Annotated in this window: 16 protein-coding genes and 1 pseudogene; 6 read left to right on the top strand and 11 right to left on the bottom strand. The window is 64.6% G+C overall.

Features of this window, described 5'->3' with window-relative positions; translation table 11 throughout:
- Positions 1 to 313 precede the first annotated feature (313 nt).
- The 3 genes from rbsK to G3N61_RS03985 are packed head-to-tail and all read left to right on the top strand — an operon-like array spanning position 314 to position 3,710.
- Positions 314 to 1,240: a ribokinase gene (gene rbsK, locus G3N61_RS03995; protein ID WP_205821625.1), complete on the top strand. Its 927-nt coding sequence runs from the start codon at positions 314 to 316 to the stop codon at positions 1,238 to 1,240.
- A gap of 41 nt (positions 1,241 to 1,281) precedes the next feature.
- Positions 1,282 to 2,655, top strand: coding sequence for an L-fucose:H+ symporter permease (gene fucP, locus G3N61_RS03990; protein ID WP_205821624.1), 1,374 nt, complete (start codon positions 1,282 to 1,284; stop codon positions 2,653 to 2,655).
- A 2-nt stretch (positions 2,656 to 2,657) separates the two neighbouring features.
- Complete coding sequence (locus G3N61_RS03985) at positions 2,658 to 3,710, top strand: aldose 1-epimerase family protein (RefSeq protein WP_205821623.1); 1,053 nt, start codon at positions 2,658 to 2,660, stop codon at positions 3,708 to 3,710.
- A gap of 22 nt (positions 3,711 to 3,732) precedes the next feature.
- On the opposite strand, the gene deoR is transcribed toward G3N61_RS03985, so the two are convergent.
- Positions 3,733 to 4,503, bottom strand: a complete 771-nt coding sequence (deoR, locus tag G3N61_RS03980; protein WP_089454288.1) for a DNA-binding transcriptional repressor DeoR — start codon at positions 4,501 to 4,503, stop codon at positions 3,733 to 3,735.
- Positions 4,504 to 4,649: 146 nt separating this feature from the next.
- Between deoR and deoC the strand changes: the two genes are divergently transcribed.
- Entirely contained in the window at positions 4,650 to 5,330 is a 681-nt protein-coding gene (deoC, locus tag G3N61_RS03975; RefSeq protein ID WP_043188600.1) for a deoxyribose-phosphate aldolase, read from the top strand.
- Positions 5,331 to 5,338: 8 nt separating this feature from the next.
- On the opposite strand, the gene G3N61_RS03970 is transcribed toward deoC, so the two are convergent.
- The 7 genes from G3N61_RS03970 to G3N61_RS03940 all read right to left on the bottom strand — a co-directional run bounded on the left by G3N61_RS03970 (position 5,339) and on the right by G3N61_RS03940 (position 14,113).
- The gene (locus G3N61_RS03970; RefSeq protein WP_205821622.1) at positions 5,339 to 5,548 is read right to left on the bottom strand and encodes a hypothetical protein; all 210 of its coding nucleotides are present in this window, start codon (positions 5,546 to 5,548) and stop codon (positions 5,339 to 5,341) included.
- Between the two features lie 148 nt (positions 5,549 to 5,696).
- Positions 5,697 to 7,319: a sulfatase gene (locus tag G3N61_RS03965; RefSeq protein ID WP_205821621.1), complete on the bottom strand. Its 1,623-nt coding sequence runs from the start codon at positions 7,317 to 7,319 to the stop codon at positions 5,697 to 5,699.
- Between the two features lie 53 nt (positions 7,320 to 7,372).
- Positions 7,373 to 7,765 carry a BON domain-containing protein gene (locus G3N61_RS39405; protein ID WP_230624489.1) on the bottom strand — a complete coding sequence of 131 codons (393 nt, stop codon included), beginning with the start codon at positions 7,763 to 7,765 and terminating at the stop codon, positions 7,373 to 7,375.
- Positions 7,766 to 7,803: 38 nt separating this feature from the next.
- On the bottom strand, positions 7,804 to 8,862 hold the full coding sequence (locus tag G3N61_RS03955; RefSeq protein ID WP_346778546.1) for a porin: 1,059 nt from the start codon (positions 8,860 to 8,862) through the stop codon (positions 7,804 to 7,806).
- A gap of 140 nt (positions 8,863 to 9,002) precedes the next feature.
- Positions 9,003 to 10,559, bottom strand: coding sequence for a sulfatase-like hydrolase/transferase (locus tag G3N61_RS03950; protein ID WP_346778545.1), 1,557 nt, complete (start codon positions 10,557 to 10,559; stop codon positions 9,003 to 9,005).
- Positions 10,522 to 11,769, bottom strand: coding sequence for an MFS transporter (locus tag G3N61_RS03945; RefSeq protein ID WP_205821619.1), 1,248 nt, complete (start codon positions 11,767 to 11,769; stop codon positions 10,522 to 10,524). Before G3N61_RS03945 ends, G3N61_RS03950 begins: the two co-directional genes overlap by 38 nt.
- A 163-nt stretch (positions 11,770 to 11,932) precedes the next feature.
- Positions 11,933 to 14,113, bottom strand: coding sequence for a glycoside hydrolase family 3 C-terminal domain-containing protein (locus G3N61_RS03940; protein WP_241017557.1), 2,181 nt, complete (start codon positions 14,111 to 14,113; stop codon positions 11,933 to 11,935).
- A 232-nt stretch (positions 14,114 to 14,345) separates the two neighbouring features.
- On the opposite strand from G3N61_RS03940, the gene G3N61_RS03935 reads away from it, so the two are divergent.
- Complete coding sequence (locus tag G3N61_RS03935; protein ID WP_043188614.1) at positions 14,346 to 14,966, top strand: TetR family transcriptional regulator; 621 nt, start codon at positions 14,346 to 14,348, stop codon at positions 14,964 to 14,966.
- Between the two features lie 42 nt (positions 14,967 to 15,008).
- On the opposite strand, the gene G3N61_RS03930 is transcribed toward G3N61_RS03935, so the two are convergent.
- Both G3N61_RS03930 and G3N61_RS40045 read right to left on the bottom strand, forming a co-directional pair.
- Positions 15,009 to 15,914, bottom strand: a complete 906-nt coding sequence (locus G3N61_RS03930; protein WP_346778544.1) for a formylglycine-generating enzyme family protein — start codon at positions 15,912 to 15,914, stop codon at positions 15,009 to 15,011.
- 253 nt (positions 15,915 to 16,167) lie between these two features.
- A pseudogene (locus tag G3N61_RS40045) lies at positions 16,168 to 16,554 on the bottom strand (IS3 family transposase); the annotation flags it as partial.
- Between G3N61_RS40045 and G3N61_RS03920 the strand changes: the two are divergent.
- Positions 16,544 to 17,410 carry a DUF2071 domain-containing protein gene (locus G3N61_RS03920; protein WP_205821615.1) on the top strand — a complete coding sequence of 289 codons (867 nt, stop codon included), beginning with the start codon at positions 16,544 to 16,546 and terminating at the stop codon, positions 17,408 to 17,410. The pseudogene G3N61_RS40045 and the gene G3N61_RS03920 sit on opposite strands and share 11 nt — an antisense overlap.
- 8 nt (positions 17,411 to 17,418) lie before the next feature.
- Here the strand turns inward: G3N61_RS03920 and G3N61_RS03915 are convergent, their stop codons facing one another.
- Entirely contained in the window at positions 17,419 to 18,369 is a 951-nt protein-coding gene (locus tag G3N61_RS03915) for an ATP-binding protein (RefSeq protein WP_205821662.1), read from the bottom strand.
- Positions 18,370 to 18,384: the final 15 nt, after the last annotated feature.

The following is an 18,384-nucleotide window of genomic DNA, read 5'->3' as shown; positions in this document are numbered from 1 at the left end:
GATTACGCTCAAGCCAACCTAACGTAGTGGCGTAGATAACACCGTCATATCAACCAGTTACATCGACTCATCGCATCGTGAAATGTGAGGCGCAACCTTTTTGGATCATTCCCGCCCCCTTCTTCCAAGTGCGATCTTTTTTGTATGCCGACAGTTGCCTTCGAGAAAGCGCCGCATCCGCACCGTTCGCCGAAAGTGACCCCCATAACGCCATATGATTGTATTTTCACATTTAATGTGATTTTATTGTCACATCTTGCACACCGCCGCCGACCACGCGCGCGGCGCACCCCATACCAAGGAAGAGACGCAGATGGAGACAATCGCCGTCATCGGCAGCAACATGGTCGACCTCGTGACCTATGTCGCCCGCATGCCCGCCCGGGGCGAAACGCTCGAAGCTCCGAATTTCGAGCTTGGCTGCGGCGGCAAGGGGGCGAACCAGGCCGTCGCGGCCGCCCGCCTCGGCGCGCGCGTCGTGATGGTCACGAAGGTCGGCGACGACGTCTTCGCCGACAACACGATCCGCAACTTCGAGCGCGAGGGCATCGACACTACGCACGTGCGCAAGGTCGCCGGCGTGCCGAGCGGCGTCGCGCCGATCTTCGTCGAACCCGATTCGAGCAACAGCATCCTGATCGTCAAGGGCGCGAACCGCCACCTGACCCCGGCCGACATCGACGCGGCCGCGCCGCAGCTCGCCGAATGCGCGCTGATCGTGCTGCAGCTCGAGATCGAACTCGACACCGTCTACCACGCGATCGACTTCGGCGCGCGGCACGGCATCCCGGTGCTGCTGAACCCCGCGCCCGCGGTGGCCGACCTCGATTTCGAGCGGATCCGCTCCGTCGAATTCTTCGTGCCGAACGAAACCGAGCTCGCGATCGTGTCGGGCATGCCGGTCGATTCGCGCGACACCGCGGCGCGCGCCGCCGAAGCGCTGGTCGCGCGCGGGCTGAAGCACGTGCTCGTCACGCTCGGCAGCAACGGTTCGCTGCTGGTCTCGCGCGACGGCGTGCGGCACGTGCCGGGCGTACCGGTCGATGCGCGCGACACGACGGGCGCGGGCGATGCGTACATCGGCTGCTTCGCGCGCTGCTACGCCGCGTCGCGCGACGCGATCGACGCGATGCGCTACGCGTCCGCGTACGCCGCGCATTCCGTCACGGGCCTCGGCACGCAGAAGTCGTACGCCGACACCGCGACGTTCGAACGCTTCCTCCGCGACGCCGGCATGTAAACGGCGCCTTCATCGACGAGACAATTGGGAAGGAGACACCCATGGGCCGAGCCAGAATCGAACACACACCCGACGGCTATTACCTGAACCGCACGCCGCTCTTCGCATTCACGCTGCTGTGCTGCCTGTTCGCGCTGTGGGGCACCGCCGCGAACCTGAACGACGTGCTGATCGCGCAGTTCAAGAAGTCGTTCTTCCTGTCCGATTTCGAATCGGCGTTCGTGCAGTCCGCGTTCTATCTCGGCTACTTCTTCCTCGCGATTCCGGCCGCGACCGTCGTGAAGAAGTTCAGCTACAAGACGACGATCCTCGTCGGCCTGCTGCTCTACACGACCGGCTGCCTGCTGTTCTTCCCGGCTGCGTCGATGGCGAAGTACGGGATGTTCCTCGTCGCGCTGTTCGTGATCGCGGCAGGCCTGTCGTTCCTCGAAACCGCGTCGAACTCGTATTCGACGCTGATGGGCCCGCGCGAGACCAGCACGCGGCGGCTGAACATCTCGCAGACGTTCTATCCGTTCGGCGCGATGGCCGGCGTATACATGGGCAGCTTCCTGATCTTCAAGGAAGGCGACGCGTCGCATGCGCAGCTCGCCGCGATGTCGGCCGCCGACGCCCACGTGCACCAGCTCGCGATGATCCAGGCCACGCTCGAGCCGTACAAATGGCTGATCGTCGTGCTCGTCGCCGTGTTCATCGTGTTTGCGCTCACGCCCTACCCGGCCTGCAAGGGCAACGGCCCCAGCGTGGCCACGCACCGGATCGACGCGCGCGGCACGCTGGCGCGCCTGTTCGGCAACCGGCGCTTCGTCGCGGGGATCGTCGCGCAGTTCCTGTATGTCGGCGCGCAGGTCGGCGTGTGGAGCTTCACGATCCGGCTCGCGATGCAGATCGGCGGCCTCACCGAGCGCGGCGCATCGCACTACCTGCTCGCGACGTTCTTCGCGTTCTTCGTCGGCAAGCTGGTCGCCACGCTCGTGATGAAGCGCGTCGGCCCGGCCAAGGTGCTGATCGTCTACGGCATCCTGTGCATCGTGCTGCTTGCCTACACGATCAGCGTGCACAACATCACCGCCGTCTATGCGGCCGTGGGCGTGAGCGTGTTCCTCGGCCCGTGCTGGCCGACGATCTACGGCCTCACGATCGACGGGCTCGGCAAGGACACCGAGTACGGCGGCTCGATCCTCGTGATGAGCATCGTCGGCGGCGCGGTCGTGCCGCTGATCCAGGGGCTGATCTCCGATCACACGGGCGGCAACATGCAGCTCGCGTTCGTCGTGCCGCTCGCGTGCTTCGTCGTGATCGTCTATTACGGCTTCTACTGCCTGCGCCACCTGCCGGCCGCGACTCCCGACGCAGCCGCCGACGGCAGCTCGTCCGCGCGCTACGCCGCCACGCGCAACACGTCGGGAGCGTAAGCATGCGAGGCGAAATCGACCTGCGGCGCGACGACTTCCGCGACACGCCGCGCACGCTGTACCGCACCGACGGCCTGACCGTCACCGCATTCGCGTATCCGTCCGGCGTCGAAGCGCTGAAGCTCGAGAACCGTCGCGGCCACATCGTCGTGCTGCCGTATCTCGGCCAGATGATCTGGGCCGCCGCGTTCGACGGCCGCGACCTGACGATGAAGCACATGTTCCGGCAGCCGAAGCGGGCGGCATCGATCATCGATACCTACGGCTGCTTCATGTTCCACAGCGGGCTGCTGCGCAACGGCTGCCCGGGGCCGGACGACACGCATGCGCTGCACGGCGAGATGCCGTGCGCGCCGATGGATCGCGCGAGCCTGGTCGTCGGCGCGGATGCGCGCGGCGCGTTCGTCGAAGTGACCGGCGAATATGAATATGTGCAGGGTTTCGGCAGCCACTATGTGGCGCGCCCGTCGGTGCGGCTCGCCGAGCACGCCGCGCAGATGACGATCGCGATGGACGTGACGAACCTCGCCGGCACGTCGATGGACCTGATGTACATGGCCCACCTGAACTACGCGTACGTGCCGGGCGGCCGTTTCGTGCAGTCGCTGCCGCGCGGCGGGTTGCGGCTGCGCGACAGCGTGCCCGCGCACGTGAAGCCGACCGCCGCATGGCGCGACTACACGGCCACGCTCGCGCGCGAACCGGAACGGCTTCATACGCTCGATGCGCCCACGCTGTACGACCCGGAGATCGTGTTCTTCATGAACGACGTGGCAACGGATGCAAGCGGCGTCGCGCATTTCCTGCTCGAACACCCGGACGGCGGCGCCTTCCACACCGCCTACCGCCCCGAGCACTTCCCCCACGCGACGCGCTGGATCCTGCACAACGCGGACCAGCAGGTCGCCGCGTTCGCGCTGCCGTCGACCTGCGAGCCGGAAGGGTATGAAGCCGAACGCCGCAAGGGCCATGTCGCGGCACTCGCGCCAGGCGCGACGCGCCGCTTCGAAGTCGTCACCGGCTACCTGAGCGCGGCGGAAGCACGCAATGCGTGAAGCGATGCGCGGCCGCGCGGCGTCAGGTCACGAGCGCGATCCCGTGTTCGCGGATCGTCGTTTCGTAGCGGCGGCTCAGTTGCCCGTCCGAGATCACGTAGTTGAAGTCGGTCAGCTCGGCGAAATAGGCCGCGCGCACTTCGTCGAACTTCGTGTGGTCGACGAGCAGGAAGCGGTTCTGCGCGCGCTCCATCACCTTCTTTTTCGCGTCGACTTCGTGGAAGTTGAAGCAGGTCACGCCGCAGCGGTCGCTCACGCCGGCCGCGGAGATGAACGCCTTCGACACGCGCACCGTGTCGAGGATGCCCGTCTCGGCCACCGACTCGAACACCATGTTCTTGCGGTGGTATGCACCGCCGCACAGGATCACGCTGCAGTGCGGCTTCTGCTGCAGCTTCGCGAATACGTTCAGCGAATTGCAGACCGCAGTGAATTCGAGGTCGTCCGGGATGAAGTCGACGACGAACGGCGTGGTCGAGCCGCAGTCGACGAAGATCGTGTCGCCGGTCGTCACGAACTGCGCGGCCAGCTTGCCGATGCGGCGCTTCTCCTCGGTCTGCCGGTCGTTCTCGGTGCTGACCACGTACTCGCCGATGTCGCTGCGTTGCGCGGCGAAGTGGCGCGTCACGTAGCCGCCGATCAGGCTCAAGCCGTGCGGGTTGTCCGCGAGATCGCGGCGGATCGTCATTTCGGATACGCCGAACAGCTCGGCGACTTCCCTCAGATGAATCGCGTTCTGCCCTTGCAGCACGTTCATCAGTGTCTTGATCCGTTCGCCTTTCTTCGTTTCCATGCCAGTATCCTGCGTGCCCGTCGCATCCGTCGCTTGTGGTGCCGGGCGCGCGGGCCCGGCCGGAATGTCGTATTTGTAACAAACCGATGTGAAAACATCAACTTTACGTGTGCCCTTCCGGCACGCGATCCGTGGAGTCCTGAAACATGCCGCTTTCCAACGCCCAACTCGCTCAAACCATCGATCACACGCTGCTCGCGCCCGACGCGAGCGACGCGCAGATCCGCGAACTCTGTCGCCAGGCGGCCGAGCATCGCTTTTACTCGGTCTGCGTGAATTCGGCGAACGTGCCGCTCGCCGCGCGCGAGCTGGCCGATACCGGCGTGCTCGTGTGCGCGGTGGTCGGTTTTCCGCTCGGCGCCGGGCTGTCGGCCGCGAAGGCATTTGAAGCCACCGCCGCGATCGCGGCGGGCGCCGGCGAGATCGACATGGTGATCAACATCGGCGCGCTGAAGAGCGGCCGCGCCGACGACGTGAAGGCCGATATCGAAGCCGTGCACCGTGCATGCGGCGCGGTGCCGCTCAAGGTGATTCTAGAAACGGGGCTGCTGACTGACGACGAGAAAGTGCGCGTGTGCGAGATGTGCCGCGATCTCGGCGTCGCGTTCGTGAAGACGTCGACCGGGTTCGGCCACGGCGGCGCGACGCTCGCGGATGTCGCGCTGATGCGCCGCACGGTCGGCCCCGTGCTCGGCGTGAAAGCCTCGGGCGGCGTACGCGACCGCGCGGCCGCGCTCGCGATGATCGAGGCCGGCGCGACGCGGCTCGGCACGAGTTCGGGGGTGGCGATCGTGACCGATCAGGGTGGCAGCGAGTCGGCGTATTGACGGGCGCCTCAAGCCGCCCCTACCCGGCACGACGTCACGTCCGGCAGCAACGGCAGCGTGAACATCTCGACGCTGAATACGCTCATCCGGGACACGTCGGATTTCGTACGCCGATGGCTGGATGACGGCTGCAGATCCGTGCTGTCGGTGGACCCGGCACGCTCGCCCGAAAGAACACAACCCGCGAAGGCTGTGAAGCCCTCGCGGTTTTTTTGCATTCGACAGTACCGGGTCAACCGCAAGCCGGAAGCCTTCGTGCATCGCCGACCGGCTCGCTCTTTCTGACGGACCGCAAGCCCCTCAAGCAGAACGGATGCCCATCGTCACGCAAGCATCGACGAACGGCGGACGTCCATCCCGCTCCGCTCACCGGTCCGGCACGGCTTCGGCGTGGACGCGCCGGTTCTCCACTTCAGCGCGCATCGCTTGCGCACGGGCGGCCAGATGCAGACGCAGCGCCTCCGCTCGATCCGCATGGGCGCGGGCGAGAAGTTGATCGCAATCGACCGGGCCCGTGGCCGGCAAACCCAGGCGCTCATACTGCTCGTCCGGTGCATGGCTGGCGCGCATCAGGTCGCGTGCAAGCGTCGCCATGCGATGCTCGACGGCGTCGTCGAACAGCGGGTGCGCTTGCCCAGGATCCTCGAGAAGATCGAATAGCAGCGTACCGGCACGGTACGAGTATCCAATGGGCTGGCTGACGATCTTCATCATGCTCACGCCTTGCGAAAACGGGAACGGCCCCGCCAGCTCGATATCCTGCAGTTCTTCGACACTGAACATCTCGCGCATGTGCGTGGGCATCAACGTATATTCATACAGCGGCGCATTGCGGTCCGGATCGGGCCCGGAGCGCATGTACACATAACGCCCGTCCGTCACGTTGACATGTTCGCCATGCATGCCGAATAGTGCTGCTTCCCGGACCGGAAGATCCTCGTCGATGGTTTTCCCGAGCGCCACGCCCTGCATGCGCGGTGTCGCCTGCAAGCCGAAGAAATCGAGGAGCGTCGGTGCGATGTCGATCATCTGCACGAGAGACTGGCGCCGAACGCCCGCACGACCGGAGCGGGGGTCCCAGATGAACAGCGGCGTATGCGCAAGCTCGTCGAACCAGGGTTGCGCCGTCTTGGCCCACCAGCCGTGTTCTCCCAGCATGTAGCCATGGTCCGTACACACGATGAGCATCGTGTCCCGCCACAGATTCAGTTCATCCATCAGGTCGAGAACCCGGCCCAGCGAGTGATCGCACATGGAAACGAGCGCGGCATATTCAGCTCGTGCATGCCGGATGTCCTCGTCGGTCTCGTTGTCGGAAACAGGACCGTATGGCGGCCAGTCGAAATGCGCGTCCGTATTCTTTCGAGGATAAAGATCGCGATACTTCGGATAACTGGTGAAGGGTTCATGGGGATCGAAAGTCTCGATCTGAAGCAACCACGACTCCGCATCGTGATTTTCCCGGATGAACGCCTCGCCTGCGTCGAAAGTCAGCGTTTGCGGATGGAGATCTTCGGTCGGGTAGTACTGGCGGTTGACGAAGTCCTGCCGCGCGGCCTTTTCGTTCAGCGCGCCCTTGAGCCGCGTCGGCATCGGCGGCCGCCGGATTTGCCCCTTCCACGGGTCGCCCTCCTGCCCGCGGAAGAATTCCCAGCTACTGTACCGCGTATGATAGGTCGCGCCGCCATCTTCCCAGTAGTGCGGATGATCGCTGGCCAGATGCGTATGGATGCCCTTGCGTCGAAGCATGTCCGGCATCGAATCGTCGAACGGTTCGAGCGGCCCCCAGCTTCGATGCAGGAAGTTGTAGCGCCCGGTATGCAACTCCCTGCGGGCCGGGATACACGCCATGCTGCCGACATAGCAATTGTCGAACGTCGCACTCCGCTCGGCGAGTCGCTGGAAATTCGGCGCCTTTACCCATGCATTGCCGTATGGCGGAAGCATGTGCCGATTGAGGCTGTCGTACATCACAAGAATCGCTTTCATGATTCGCTCATTTCACTCCAGGATTAACGCTCATTCCTTGTACGTTCGGCGCGTCAGTTTCGTGCACGGATGCGAAGCTGGTTGTGCACCTCGCCGACACCCGGCACGCGCTGCGCGGTACCGATCGCCAGCGCGACCTGTTCCGCGTCCATCACATCGCCGGAGAGCGTGACGACGCCCCCACGCACGAAGATCAGCAAGCGGCTCGCATCCAGCCGCTTCGTTCGCCCGAGCGCGCGCGCAACGCGCTTTCTCAACTGGCGATCCGCCGCCTTCTGCGCCTTGGTCGGCGCCGCCGCTGGCATTGAAGAAGGCGCCGGCTCCGCTTGCTGCTCCTGCGCTGCCGCGGTCGCGGCCACCAGCGTCAGCACCGTGGCCACAACCGCCCGGCACATCGTCATTCGAACCTGCATACATCCTCCCCAAAGTATCGATGTGCCGGCCATGCCGCGTCTCGGCGCCCGGCCGCACATCGCATGTGTGCCTAGAATTGCGTGATCATCCCGATCGAAACACCGGTCACCGCGCGGCCGTCCGGACGAAGATTCAACGCCGACACGTTTGCGGGGTCTTTCTTGTACGCACCGGAAAACCCGTTCCGGTCGAATTCGACATAGAGTTCGGAGCGCTTCGAAAGAAAGTATTCGACCATCGCGTACGTCGTCATCTTCCGGCCGTCGGCGCCGGCGACGTTTTTCAGATTGCTGGCGATGTCGTAATAGGTCGCACCCGTAAACTGCAGCGTGGGCGTTACCCGATAGACGAGCCCGACCGACGGAATATGATCGCGCCGCTCCGCCCCGGCCGCGGTCGCCGCGGAAACCGTCAGCGCGCTATAGCTCAAATACATCCGGGTCGGCCCGAGTTGCCATGTCGCGCCGCCCATTGCCGTCTCCGCCCGCTGCGAGGCACTGGCGTTGTAGGACTTCTGATACGCGGCGGCGAGCAGCAACGTCCGAAACTGGTAGCTGGTCCCGACGGCAAAGTTGGTGCCGGCGAGCGTGCTGCCGGCCACACCACCCGGCGAATAGCTCGCACGCAGCGTGAATCCTCCGATACGCCCAACGTACTTGATCGTATTGTTGAACCGCGCGTCCAGCGTGAAGAAATTGCCGCCCCAGACAATGCCCGGCACGGTGGCAAGCGATGGGCCATTGGCCTCGTTCGGATCGAGCTGAACGCCGATATCTTCCGCAGCGTTGAGTTGACGACCCAGCATCAACCGGCCGAATCCGCCCTCGAGCCCGACATACGCGCGCTGGGAAAACAGCGTACTTGACGATTTCATGCCGCCCGTACCGCTCACGAATCCGCTCTGCAACATGAAGATCGCACGCCATCCCGCGCCCAGGTCCTCCGCGCCGCGGATACCGAACGAGTTGCCCGAAATCGAATTGCTGTCGAACCCGATCTGATGCCCGCCCTTCACCCCATCGGTCCAGCGCACCCCGCCTCCCATCGTTCCGAACAGCGTCACGCTCGACTGCGCGTACGTCCCGCCCGAGATCACCATGGCGATCACCGCTACAGCTTGTTTCCGCACACTCTCCTCCATTTAATAATTAGTTATGTTAAATAATTATCATGAAATCCCACTCGGAAAACTGCGTGGCCAATGCCGCCGCCGGCCTGAACAGCGGGTCGCGCGGGTGTCGGCTTCGACACCCCCGCGACTCGGCGCCGTCAACGCTCCTGCTGTTCGCGCCACTCTCCGGGGCGCGGCAAATCGACGACCGGGAATCGGGTTCCCTTGCCGGCTGGCAGAACATCCGCGGTCTCGACTTGCCATCTCAACAACGACGCGAGCATGGCGGCTTCGATCTCCGCGTATTCCGGCAGGCCGGCCAGATTCGTCGTCTCGTTCGGATCGGTCGTTCGTCGATACAATTCCGGCGCCTCGTACAATCGCCACACGTAAGTCCACTCAAGCGTGCGAACGACTGCCACCTTGCCGACCGACTCGGGATGTTCCTTCTGCTGCACACCCTTGATGTCGTACGGGAAACCGGCATTCTCGAAATGATCGGCTTCGCTGACGAGAAAGCCCCCCTCGCTGAACACCTTCTCTCGATGCGCCGCGCCCGTCTCGCGAAGGCACCGTGCGAAGCTGCGCCCGTAGTGCGCGTGCGTGGCCTGGAGACCGGCCAGATCCAGCAAGGTCGGAAACACGTCGATCAGTTCGACCAGCGCGTCGGAAGTCGTGCCCGCCACGCCCGGCGCCGAGCCGCCCGACACGATCAACGGGTTTCTCAGCAGGCAGTCGTGCACACCGGATGGCCATTTTTCGGCGAGGCCGAAATCGCCGAGATATTCGCCATGATCGGAGAAGAAGGTGGTGATCAGCCGTTCCGGCTCCGTCGCCTGCCCGGCCGCCTTCATGATTCGCCCGACGTGATGGTCGAGTCTCGACACCATCCCGTAATACACGGCACGCAGCTCCCGCCACTGCGCGTCGGTCATGCGATCCCAGCCGTGCGCTTTCGCCAGCGCGTCGACGTAGGCCGGCATGCGTCCGGTTCCGCCGACGCGTTCCGGCACCGCCTCGCGGTCATACATCGAGAACCACGGCTCCTCCGCTTCGAACGGAGGGTGCGGGGCAAAAAGCGGGACATACAGCACCCACGGTTCGCGCGGCGCATGCTTGAGCCAGTGCTCCGCGGTGCGGACCACCACTTCGTCATATTCGGCATTCGCCTGATCCTGCGAGCGCTGCCCGCGATAGAAGGCGCGCACCATCGGGTCGTCCGGATCGCCCTGCGTCTTGCTGCGCAGAAATTCCGCGGCGCTGCGCCGCGTTTCCTCAGGCAGGAAGCCGTGCTCATGCATCGACAACTCGGTCGCGCCGGCGGCAAACGAGTCGCCACGGCCACCTGCCATGGCGACGTGGTAGCCGTTTTCCTTGAAGACGCGCAGGAAATTGGGTTCATGCGGCCCGAGCAAGTGGCCGAGCGTCCGATGACCGGCCACATGCGGATACCGGCCCGACAGGAACGACACGCGCGACGGCGAACAGACGCTGTGCTGCCCGAACGCCTGCGTAAAGGCCACCCCGTCGGCCGCAAGCCGATCCAGATTCGGCGTCAGGACGGAGGTTGACGGATGCACCGCATGCACGCAGTCAGCACGCAGCTGATCCGCGACAATCACGATGAAATTGGGCTGCTTGGTCATTTCATATCCGAAAGTGAAGAGACATTCGAGGTCAACGAACCGCCTTGACAAAGATGATGACGAGCGCACCGAGCGCCGTCGCACAACTCGCCGTCACGAACAACGTGTCGTAACGGATCGCACCTCCCGGTAGCGTCAGCCACGTCACGAGAAGCGACAGGACGAACTGCGGCAGCACGTTCGCGAGATGGAAGACGCCCATGTCCTTTGCCGCGGCATCGGGGTCCGGCAACACCTCGGTCACCAGCGCCAGATCGACGGCCAGATACGCGCCCTGCGCGACACCGATCCACACGATCACGTACAGCAGTTGCACGAGCGTCGTGCAAGCCAGCAACCCCAGTAGACCGAGCGCCATCCCCAGCCCCGCCACGAGGACGAAGATCTTCCGGCGACGCAAACGATCCGACACTCGCCCGATCAGCAACGCACTGACCGTCATGGCCGCCGTGGCGACCAGCAGGCACAGGAACATGGCACGAGGCGTTTCCTGTTGCGACAGGCCGATCCGGTCGCGCAAAAAGAACATCAGGTAGTGTTGCAGGCAGCTCACGCCGAACAGCACCAGGGCACGCGACAGCCACGCGACGGCAAAATCGGGATGCTTGACCGGATTCGTCCAGAAACAGGCCGCCAGCCGTTTCCATTGCAGCCGTTCAAGATGCCCCTCCTCGAGTCGCCGGTCGTTCGCAAATACGACAAAACACGCGATTGCGGTAAAGGCGAGCGCGCCTTGCACCATGGCGACGGACACGAGATCGGGCGCCAGTTGTCTGACGATCCACACGCCCAGCAGGATGCCGATCGGCGGCGTGAATCCGACGATCGACGAAAAAAATCCGAGCCGCTCGGGCGGCACCTGATCCGGAAGAATCGCATTGAGACCGCTCAAGGTCGCATTGAACGACAGCGCCATCAACGCCCATCCCAACGCAAGCTGCGCCGGCGACTGAGCCGTTGCCAGAATCGCCATCGCGCCCAGGCCAGCCACCGCGCCGCCGAAGATCCATGGCTTGCGCATGCCCCAACGGGCGCGCGTGTGATCGCTCAGCACACCGAAGATCGGTTGCGCGATCGAGCCGACAATGGCGCCGACGGCGATCGCCTGGGCCAGCACGGTCGCCTTGGCCATCGGCGCGATGCGCTCGGCGAGCATCGGCAGGATCATCATCGGATACGGTATCAACGCCAGCCAGACGCCGACGAAGGCCAGCGTCAGGGTAATGCCGAGATGTCCGCGGGATCGCCTGCCGGCCGCCGCAAGCACGAGTTCGTCCATAGTGTCTCCATTGCATCCGATTGGGCACAATCAAAAATATCCAATCGGATAAATTATTAATGCGGAGCGGCCACGTCAACCGCCTATGCCCGGTACGTGAACCCCCTTCCCGCTCCGAAACAGCGCCAGCAGATCCATCGTCATCGGCACCGCCGCCTGCTGCTTACCTGCCGAATTCACGATGCTCGAGCCGGACCGTCTCATCGACGACGTGATGCGCCGCCGAACGGGCGAGCGCAATCCGATAGTCCCCTTCCCGGATGCGCCACCGCCCCGATGTTTCGTCGAAACAACCGAGCAAACGCGGATCCGCGACCATGCTTACCCTGACCGACGCGCCGGCACGCAGCCAGACGCGCTCGAAACCGAGCAGGCGCATGCGCATCCCTTCGGCCGCATGGGTCAGATACAGCTGCGGAACATCGTCGCCGTCGCGCGGGCCGGTATTGGTGACGGTAAAGCTCGCCGTTACCGTGTCGCCACCGCTCACCGCGAAATCGCTGTACGCGAAATCCGTATAGCTCATTCCGTGACCGAACGCGAACATCGGCTGGTTGCCTCGCTGCGCGAACCAGCGGTATCCGACTTCGGCGCCTTCGTCATAACGCACCTGAATCGGCGTGCCGAGTTCCACATCCGCGCCGGGCAACCGCAGATGCGGTGTTTGATCGACGCTGACGGGGAACGTGACGGGCAGACGCCCCGAAGGGTTGACTTCCCCCGTCAACACTTCGGCAATCGCCTGTGCGCCGGCCTGCCCCGGGAACCAGGCCTGAACGATGGCGCGCACCTTGTCTCGCCACGGCATCGCGATCGGGTTGCCGGTCTGCAGCACGACGACGACATTCGGATTCACGCGCGCCACCGCATCGATCAGGTCATCCTGGCCATACGGCAACGTCATGTCCGGACAATCGAAGCGCTCCCCCTCGTGCCGGATCGCGTTCACGATCACGATTTCGGCCTTTGCAGCGAGCACCACCGCATCGGCAATGTGCGCACCGCTGTCGAAATCGATCGTGGTTCCGGGCAGGCGCGCTCGCAGTTCGGCAAGTGGCGACGGCCCGGAAAAACACATCGACGTCGCCCCGAGCAACGGGTGGCTTCTGAACGGCACTTCCGCCGCGTATCCGCCGCGCGGCCGGACTTGGCTCGAACCGGAACCCGACAGGACACCGACCTGTGCGAAACCGCCGATCAGCGCTATCCGTCTCGTGTTCCGCGCGAGCGGCAACATCGCATGACGGTTCTGCAACAAGACGATGCCTTTCCGGGCAATTTCCAGTGCCACGTCGTTATGTGCGTTCGCATCGATCGGCTCGGCGGCCGATTGCCGGTCGATGCCCACGGCAAAGTACGAACGCAACATGCGTTGCACCATCTCGCTGATCCGTTCCCGGGGAACCCGGCCTTCGTCGAAAGCGCGGCGCAACGGTTCATTGAACCATTCGCATTCGTCGAGCTGGGCGCCGGAATGCTGGTCCAGGCCCTTGAGCGCGAAATCCCAGCTGTTGACCGCGCGCCAGTCGGACATCACCCAGCCCTTGAAACCCATCGCGTCCTTGACGGTGTCCTGCAGGATCCGCTTGTTACCGCACGCATATTCGCCGTTGACGAGATTGTATGCAGCCATCAACGCGCCGGGCCGGCCATCCTCGATCGCGATCTGGAACGCGAGCAGATCGCTTTCCCGATGCGCGGCCGGATCGATGATCGCATCCAGAAAGAACTTGTTGGTTTCGCTCGCATTGAGCGATACGTGCTTCACCAACGCGATGACCCCTTCGGCCTGCGTACCGGACACCAGGCCGGCACCGAGCTTGCCCGACAGGAGCGGATCTTCCGACACGTATTCGAAGTTCCTGCCGTTGCGCACCTCGCGCACCAGGTTGATGCCGCCGCCGAGCGCGACGTTGAAGCCGCGTTCGCGCATTTCCTTGCCGATCAGCGACCCCGCCGCCCGCGCCAGCGCCGGATCGAACGTGGCGCCGAGCGCAAGGCCCGCCGGCAGCGCAGTGGCCATGTCGTTCGCATCATGGGTCGCCCGCACGCCAAGGCTGGTATCGGCAAGCAACAGCGGCGGAATGCCCAGCCGCGGAACGCCATGGACATACCCGGCGATGGCGGGAACGTGCGCCGGCACACGCGGTTCGCGCGCGTTCGTGCCGAAGAGACGCACCATCAGGCTGTACAACATCGAGAACCGTTCGTCGTCCGTCATGCGGGCTTCGACTTCACGGGCGCGTTCGTCAGGATCGGCAATCGCCGCCATGGGCGAGGGCAAAGAGGATTGAAGCACCGCATTCGAGGATCCGATGCCGGCGTCACGGTCGATGAGCGTCATGAGGGTTCGTTTCATTCAATAACTATCCGAGTGGATAATTTATAGATACGCCCACGCCGCCGTCAAGCGCAATGCGTATCCATTGACCCTAGGGCTTTCCCCGACGCCCATCGAAGGCATTGCCGATCGGGACCGGCGGCGCGCGCCGCCATGCATGCGGGCCCGCCATGGCGTTGCGAACCATTCGGACGAAATGGCACAATCCGGATGACTCGATTCAGGAAACGTTGCGATGCAGATGGTCAGACAGGCTCAGCAGGAACGAAGCGAGCAGACGCGGGCAGAGATCCTGAGCATTGCGCTCGAGCAGTTTTCGACCCACGGCTTCGATGCGGTGAGCGTGCGCGATATCGCCGACACGGCCGGCGTCAATCACGCGATGATTCGCTACTACTTCGGCAGCAAGGAGAATCTGTGGCGGGAAAGCGTGACCTACCTCTTCGACCGCTTCATGGAAAAGGCGAAGCCGCCCGGGGCGGATGTGGAGCGGATCTCCGTCGACGTCGTGAAGGAATACATCCGGAACTACGTCCGGTATTGCGCGAAGTATCCGGAACACGCACGCCTGATGATGCAGGAAGCCAATCGCGACTCCGAACGATTGAAGTGGATGGCCCAGACGTTCATTCGCCCACGCCACGACCTCACCATTCCGCTGATCGAACAGGTGAGCGCGCAAACGAAGGGGCTCGAAAAGATCGATCCCGTCACGCTCCTGTACATGATCACCGCGATCGCGCAGATCCCGTATCTGCTGACCGCCGAAATCAAATACGCGCACGGCGTCAACGCGATGCGGGAAAAGGCCGTGGAAGCCCATTGCGAAGCCGTGCTGGCGTTCATCTTTCGCTGATGGCCGTGCACCACGCCCGACGGCAGGCCGTCGGGCGCGGCCTTACTTCGGCGCCGGATCGTAAGCCACGCGAAACCCCGTGTGCCCGGCGGAAGTATCGCTGGGCCGCCCTGTGCGGGCCGCGATCCGATAGCGATAGCAATAGCTTCGATGGCACAGGTATGAGCCGCCTTTCAGCGTGTGCTCCCGATCCGAAACCGCCTGTCGATCCCTCGCCTTTCCGGCGCTCGACAACGACCTGACGCGAAACGGATCCGCGCACCACTCCCAGACGTTGCCGCTGCAGTTGTAGAGGCCCGCCGGATTCGGCGCAAACGCATCGACCCGCACCGTTCCAAAGGATCGGTCGCCGCCGCTATACCGATCGGGAAAACGGCCTTGCCAGATGTTGCAGTAGATCGCGTCTTCCGTCGGCTCCTCGTCTCCCCAGGGAAAACGCCGGGCACCGGGGCCGCCTCGCGCCGCGTGCTCCCATTCGGCCTCGGTCGGCAAGCGCCCGCCGCACCAGCTGGCATACGCGGCCGCGTCGTTCCAGGAAACATGAATGACCGGATGCATGCCGCGCCCGTCAAGCGACGAGGACGGCCCTTCCGGCGCAGCCCAGAACGCCCCCGGCACCGACCGCCACCAGGGCACGTGCGCCGGCGCCTCGGCCACGCAGTCCGGTTCGAGAAAGGCGTCGAACACGTAGCTCCATCCGAATCGCTCGGCATCCGTCCGGTATCCGGTCGCCGAGACGAACTCCGCGAATCGCTCGTTCGTCACGGCATGCCGTTCGATCCCGAACGGCCTCAGATGCACCTTCCGACGCGGCCCCTCGCCATCCGCCTTGATGACCGGCGCAGCGGTGCCCACCCAGCTGGCCCCGCCGTCGAACCAGGCGACGTTTTCTCCGCACGCACGCACATTCGCCGGCGCGGCATGCACAAGCCGCTCGGGCTCGGACACCGGGGCCGCAACACCTTCACATGAATTTTCACGTCGAGGCGCGCAACACGTGCGCGCGCCAGCGACCGGTCGATCCGATTCGCTCAAGTCCGTTCTCCTTCATCGGCTTCATTTATCCAATCGGATAAATATTCGCCGCGAGCGCGCCCGAGGTCAAGCTGACAAAAATCGAAGCGGCCTGCGGAAGAAGAAAATGGCCCGACGGCAATCGAATGCGACAACCCGTCAACCACGAGGCAATCTCGAGGCAAAATCCACGCCGCACACTTTCGACACCCATCGCCTTCAACAAGCGGCCGACCGTGCAGCGCGCGATCTTCACGTCATCGCACAGCAACTGATGCCAGACCTTGCGCACGCCGACTACGCCAAAGCGCTCGCCCCAGACCGACGTGATGAGGCCCTTCAGTGCAGCGCTTTGAAAGTACGTGACACGCTCTATTTGCGATGACCGAACGGCACCCGCGCAACGATCGTCGGCCAATGGTGCTTCGTCGCCCACGACGACTTGGGCATCGCTGCGTTCGTCGCGCAGGTCATCCACGATCTCTGACCGGCGCAGGCAGACACTGACAGTTCCGACAGGAGCGCCGCGACGCCTCTTCCGCCCGCTTCGCACCACCGGCACAATGCCGCTCATGCGCCCAGACAACGCCTTCGTTTACCCGTCCGCCGGCCCCGTCGGCCGCCTCGCCAACCGGCTCGTCGCGAACCGCCCGCTGCTGCGCACACGTCGCGCGCTGCTGTCGCGCCTGCCGTTCCTGCAGCTCGCGAGCGAGGTCGAGAACGTCGTGTACTGCACGTGGCTCGTCGATGTCGCCGCGGTCGCCCACCTCGTGCCGCGCGGCGTCACGCTCGCGAGCCGCGACGGCCGCACGCCGTTCACGATCCTCACCTATGCGCACCGCCATTTCGGCCCGCGTATCGCGGGCCCGCTGCGACGCGTGTTCCCGTCGCCGCTGCAAAGCAACTGGCGGCTTTACGTCGATGCGCTGCCGGGCGGCAGGCCGGCCGATCGCACGGTGCTGTTCGTGAAGAACGTGTTCGATCATCCGCTCTATGCGCTCGGCAGCCGGCTCTTCAGCGACGCGCTGCCGTCGCATCTCGGCGAATGCTTCACGCATGCCGTGCAGGATGGACGGTACCGAACGCGGCTGTCCGGCGGCAGAGGAAGCGCGCCCGATTTCCACTGCTCGGCGGCCCTGTCGGACGACTACACGCTACCCGCGGCGTTCGCACCGTTCTTCGAGAGCTGGCGCGACGCCATCGCTTACCTGTCGCTGCAGCACGCGGCCGTCGCGCATGTGGCGGACTGCGACGGCCTCGCCCATGCGTCGATCGACCTGCCGATCGACATCGATGCCGTCCGGCCGCTGAAGCCGGTCGAACCGGTCGGCGGCGGCGAGTTCCTCGCGCGCATCGGTGCGACCGGCGAACCGCTGTGCTTCGTCGTCCCCGATGTCGCGTTCAAGGTGTTGTCGGAACGGGTGTTGTAGCGCCGTGCTCACCCCGTGCGCGACGCGTGCGCGGGTTCGCTCCCGTCGCCCTCGTCCGCGAGCCGCCCCGCGTAATCCCGCACGAACTGTGCGGCGATCCGCCCCGACCGCGCACCGCGTTCCAGCGCCCACTGCAGCGCCGGTTCGCGCGCCGCCCGGATCTGCGCGGCATCGAACCCGGCCTCGCCGAGCCGGCTTTCGACGACGGCCAGATAATCGTCCTGCGTGAACCCGTAGAACGTCACCCAGATTCCGAAGCGCTCCGACAACGAAATCCGCTCCTCGACCGCGTCGCCCGGATGCAGTTCGCCGTTCTCCGCACGCGACACGTTCGCGTTGTCGCTCGCCTGCTCGGGCATCAGGTGACGGCGATTGGACGTCGCGTATACCAGCACGTTCGACAGGTCGCTCGCGACCGAGCCGTCGAGCACCGTCTTCAGTTCCTTGTAACCGGTCTCGCCCGCCTCGAACGACAGGTCGTCGCAGAACACGATGTACCGTTCGGGCCGCGCACGCACCAGCTCGACGATCGCCGGCAGATCGCCCAGCCGTTCCTTGCCAACCTCGATCAGCCGCAGCCCGTGCGGTGCAAACGCATGCAGGCACGCCTTCACGATCGACGACTTGCCGGTGCCGCGCGCGCCGGTCAACAGCACGTGATTCGCCGCGAACCCGCGCACGAACTGCCGCGTGTTCCGTTCGACGATCGCCACCTGACGGTCGACGTTGCGTAGCGCATCGAACGCGATAAGTGCGGGTGCCGCGATCGGTTCGAGCGGCGCGGTCCGCGTCCCGCCGTCGAAACCGCGCCAGCGGAACGCGACGGCGGCGTCGAAATCGACGGGCGCCGCCGGCTGGCCAGTGCCCGCCAGCGCTTCGAGCGCGGTGGCGATCCGTTCGAGCTGATGCGCGAGCTCCGGGCCGTCGACGGCTGCTCGCCCGCCCGGCAGCGCGGCCATCAGGTTCTGCATGTC

The sequence above is a fragment of the Burkholderia sp. Ac-20349 genome (assembly GCF_017104865.1).
In the GTDB taxonomy this organism is placed as follows: Bacteria; Pseudomonadota; Gammaproteobacteria; order Burkholderiales; family Burkholderiaceae; genus Burkholderia; species Burkholderia aenigmatica.
Note: the sequence above shows the minus strand (reverse complement) of the source record. Positions and strands in the feature narration are given on the sequence as shown.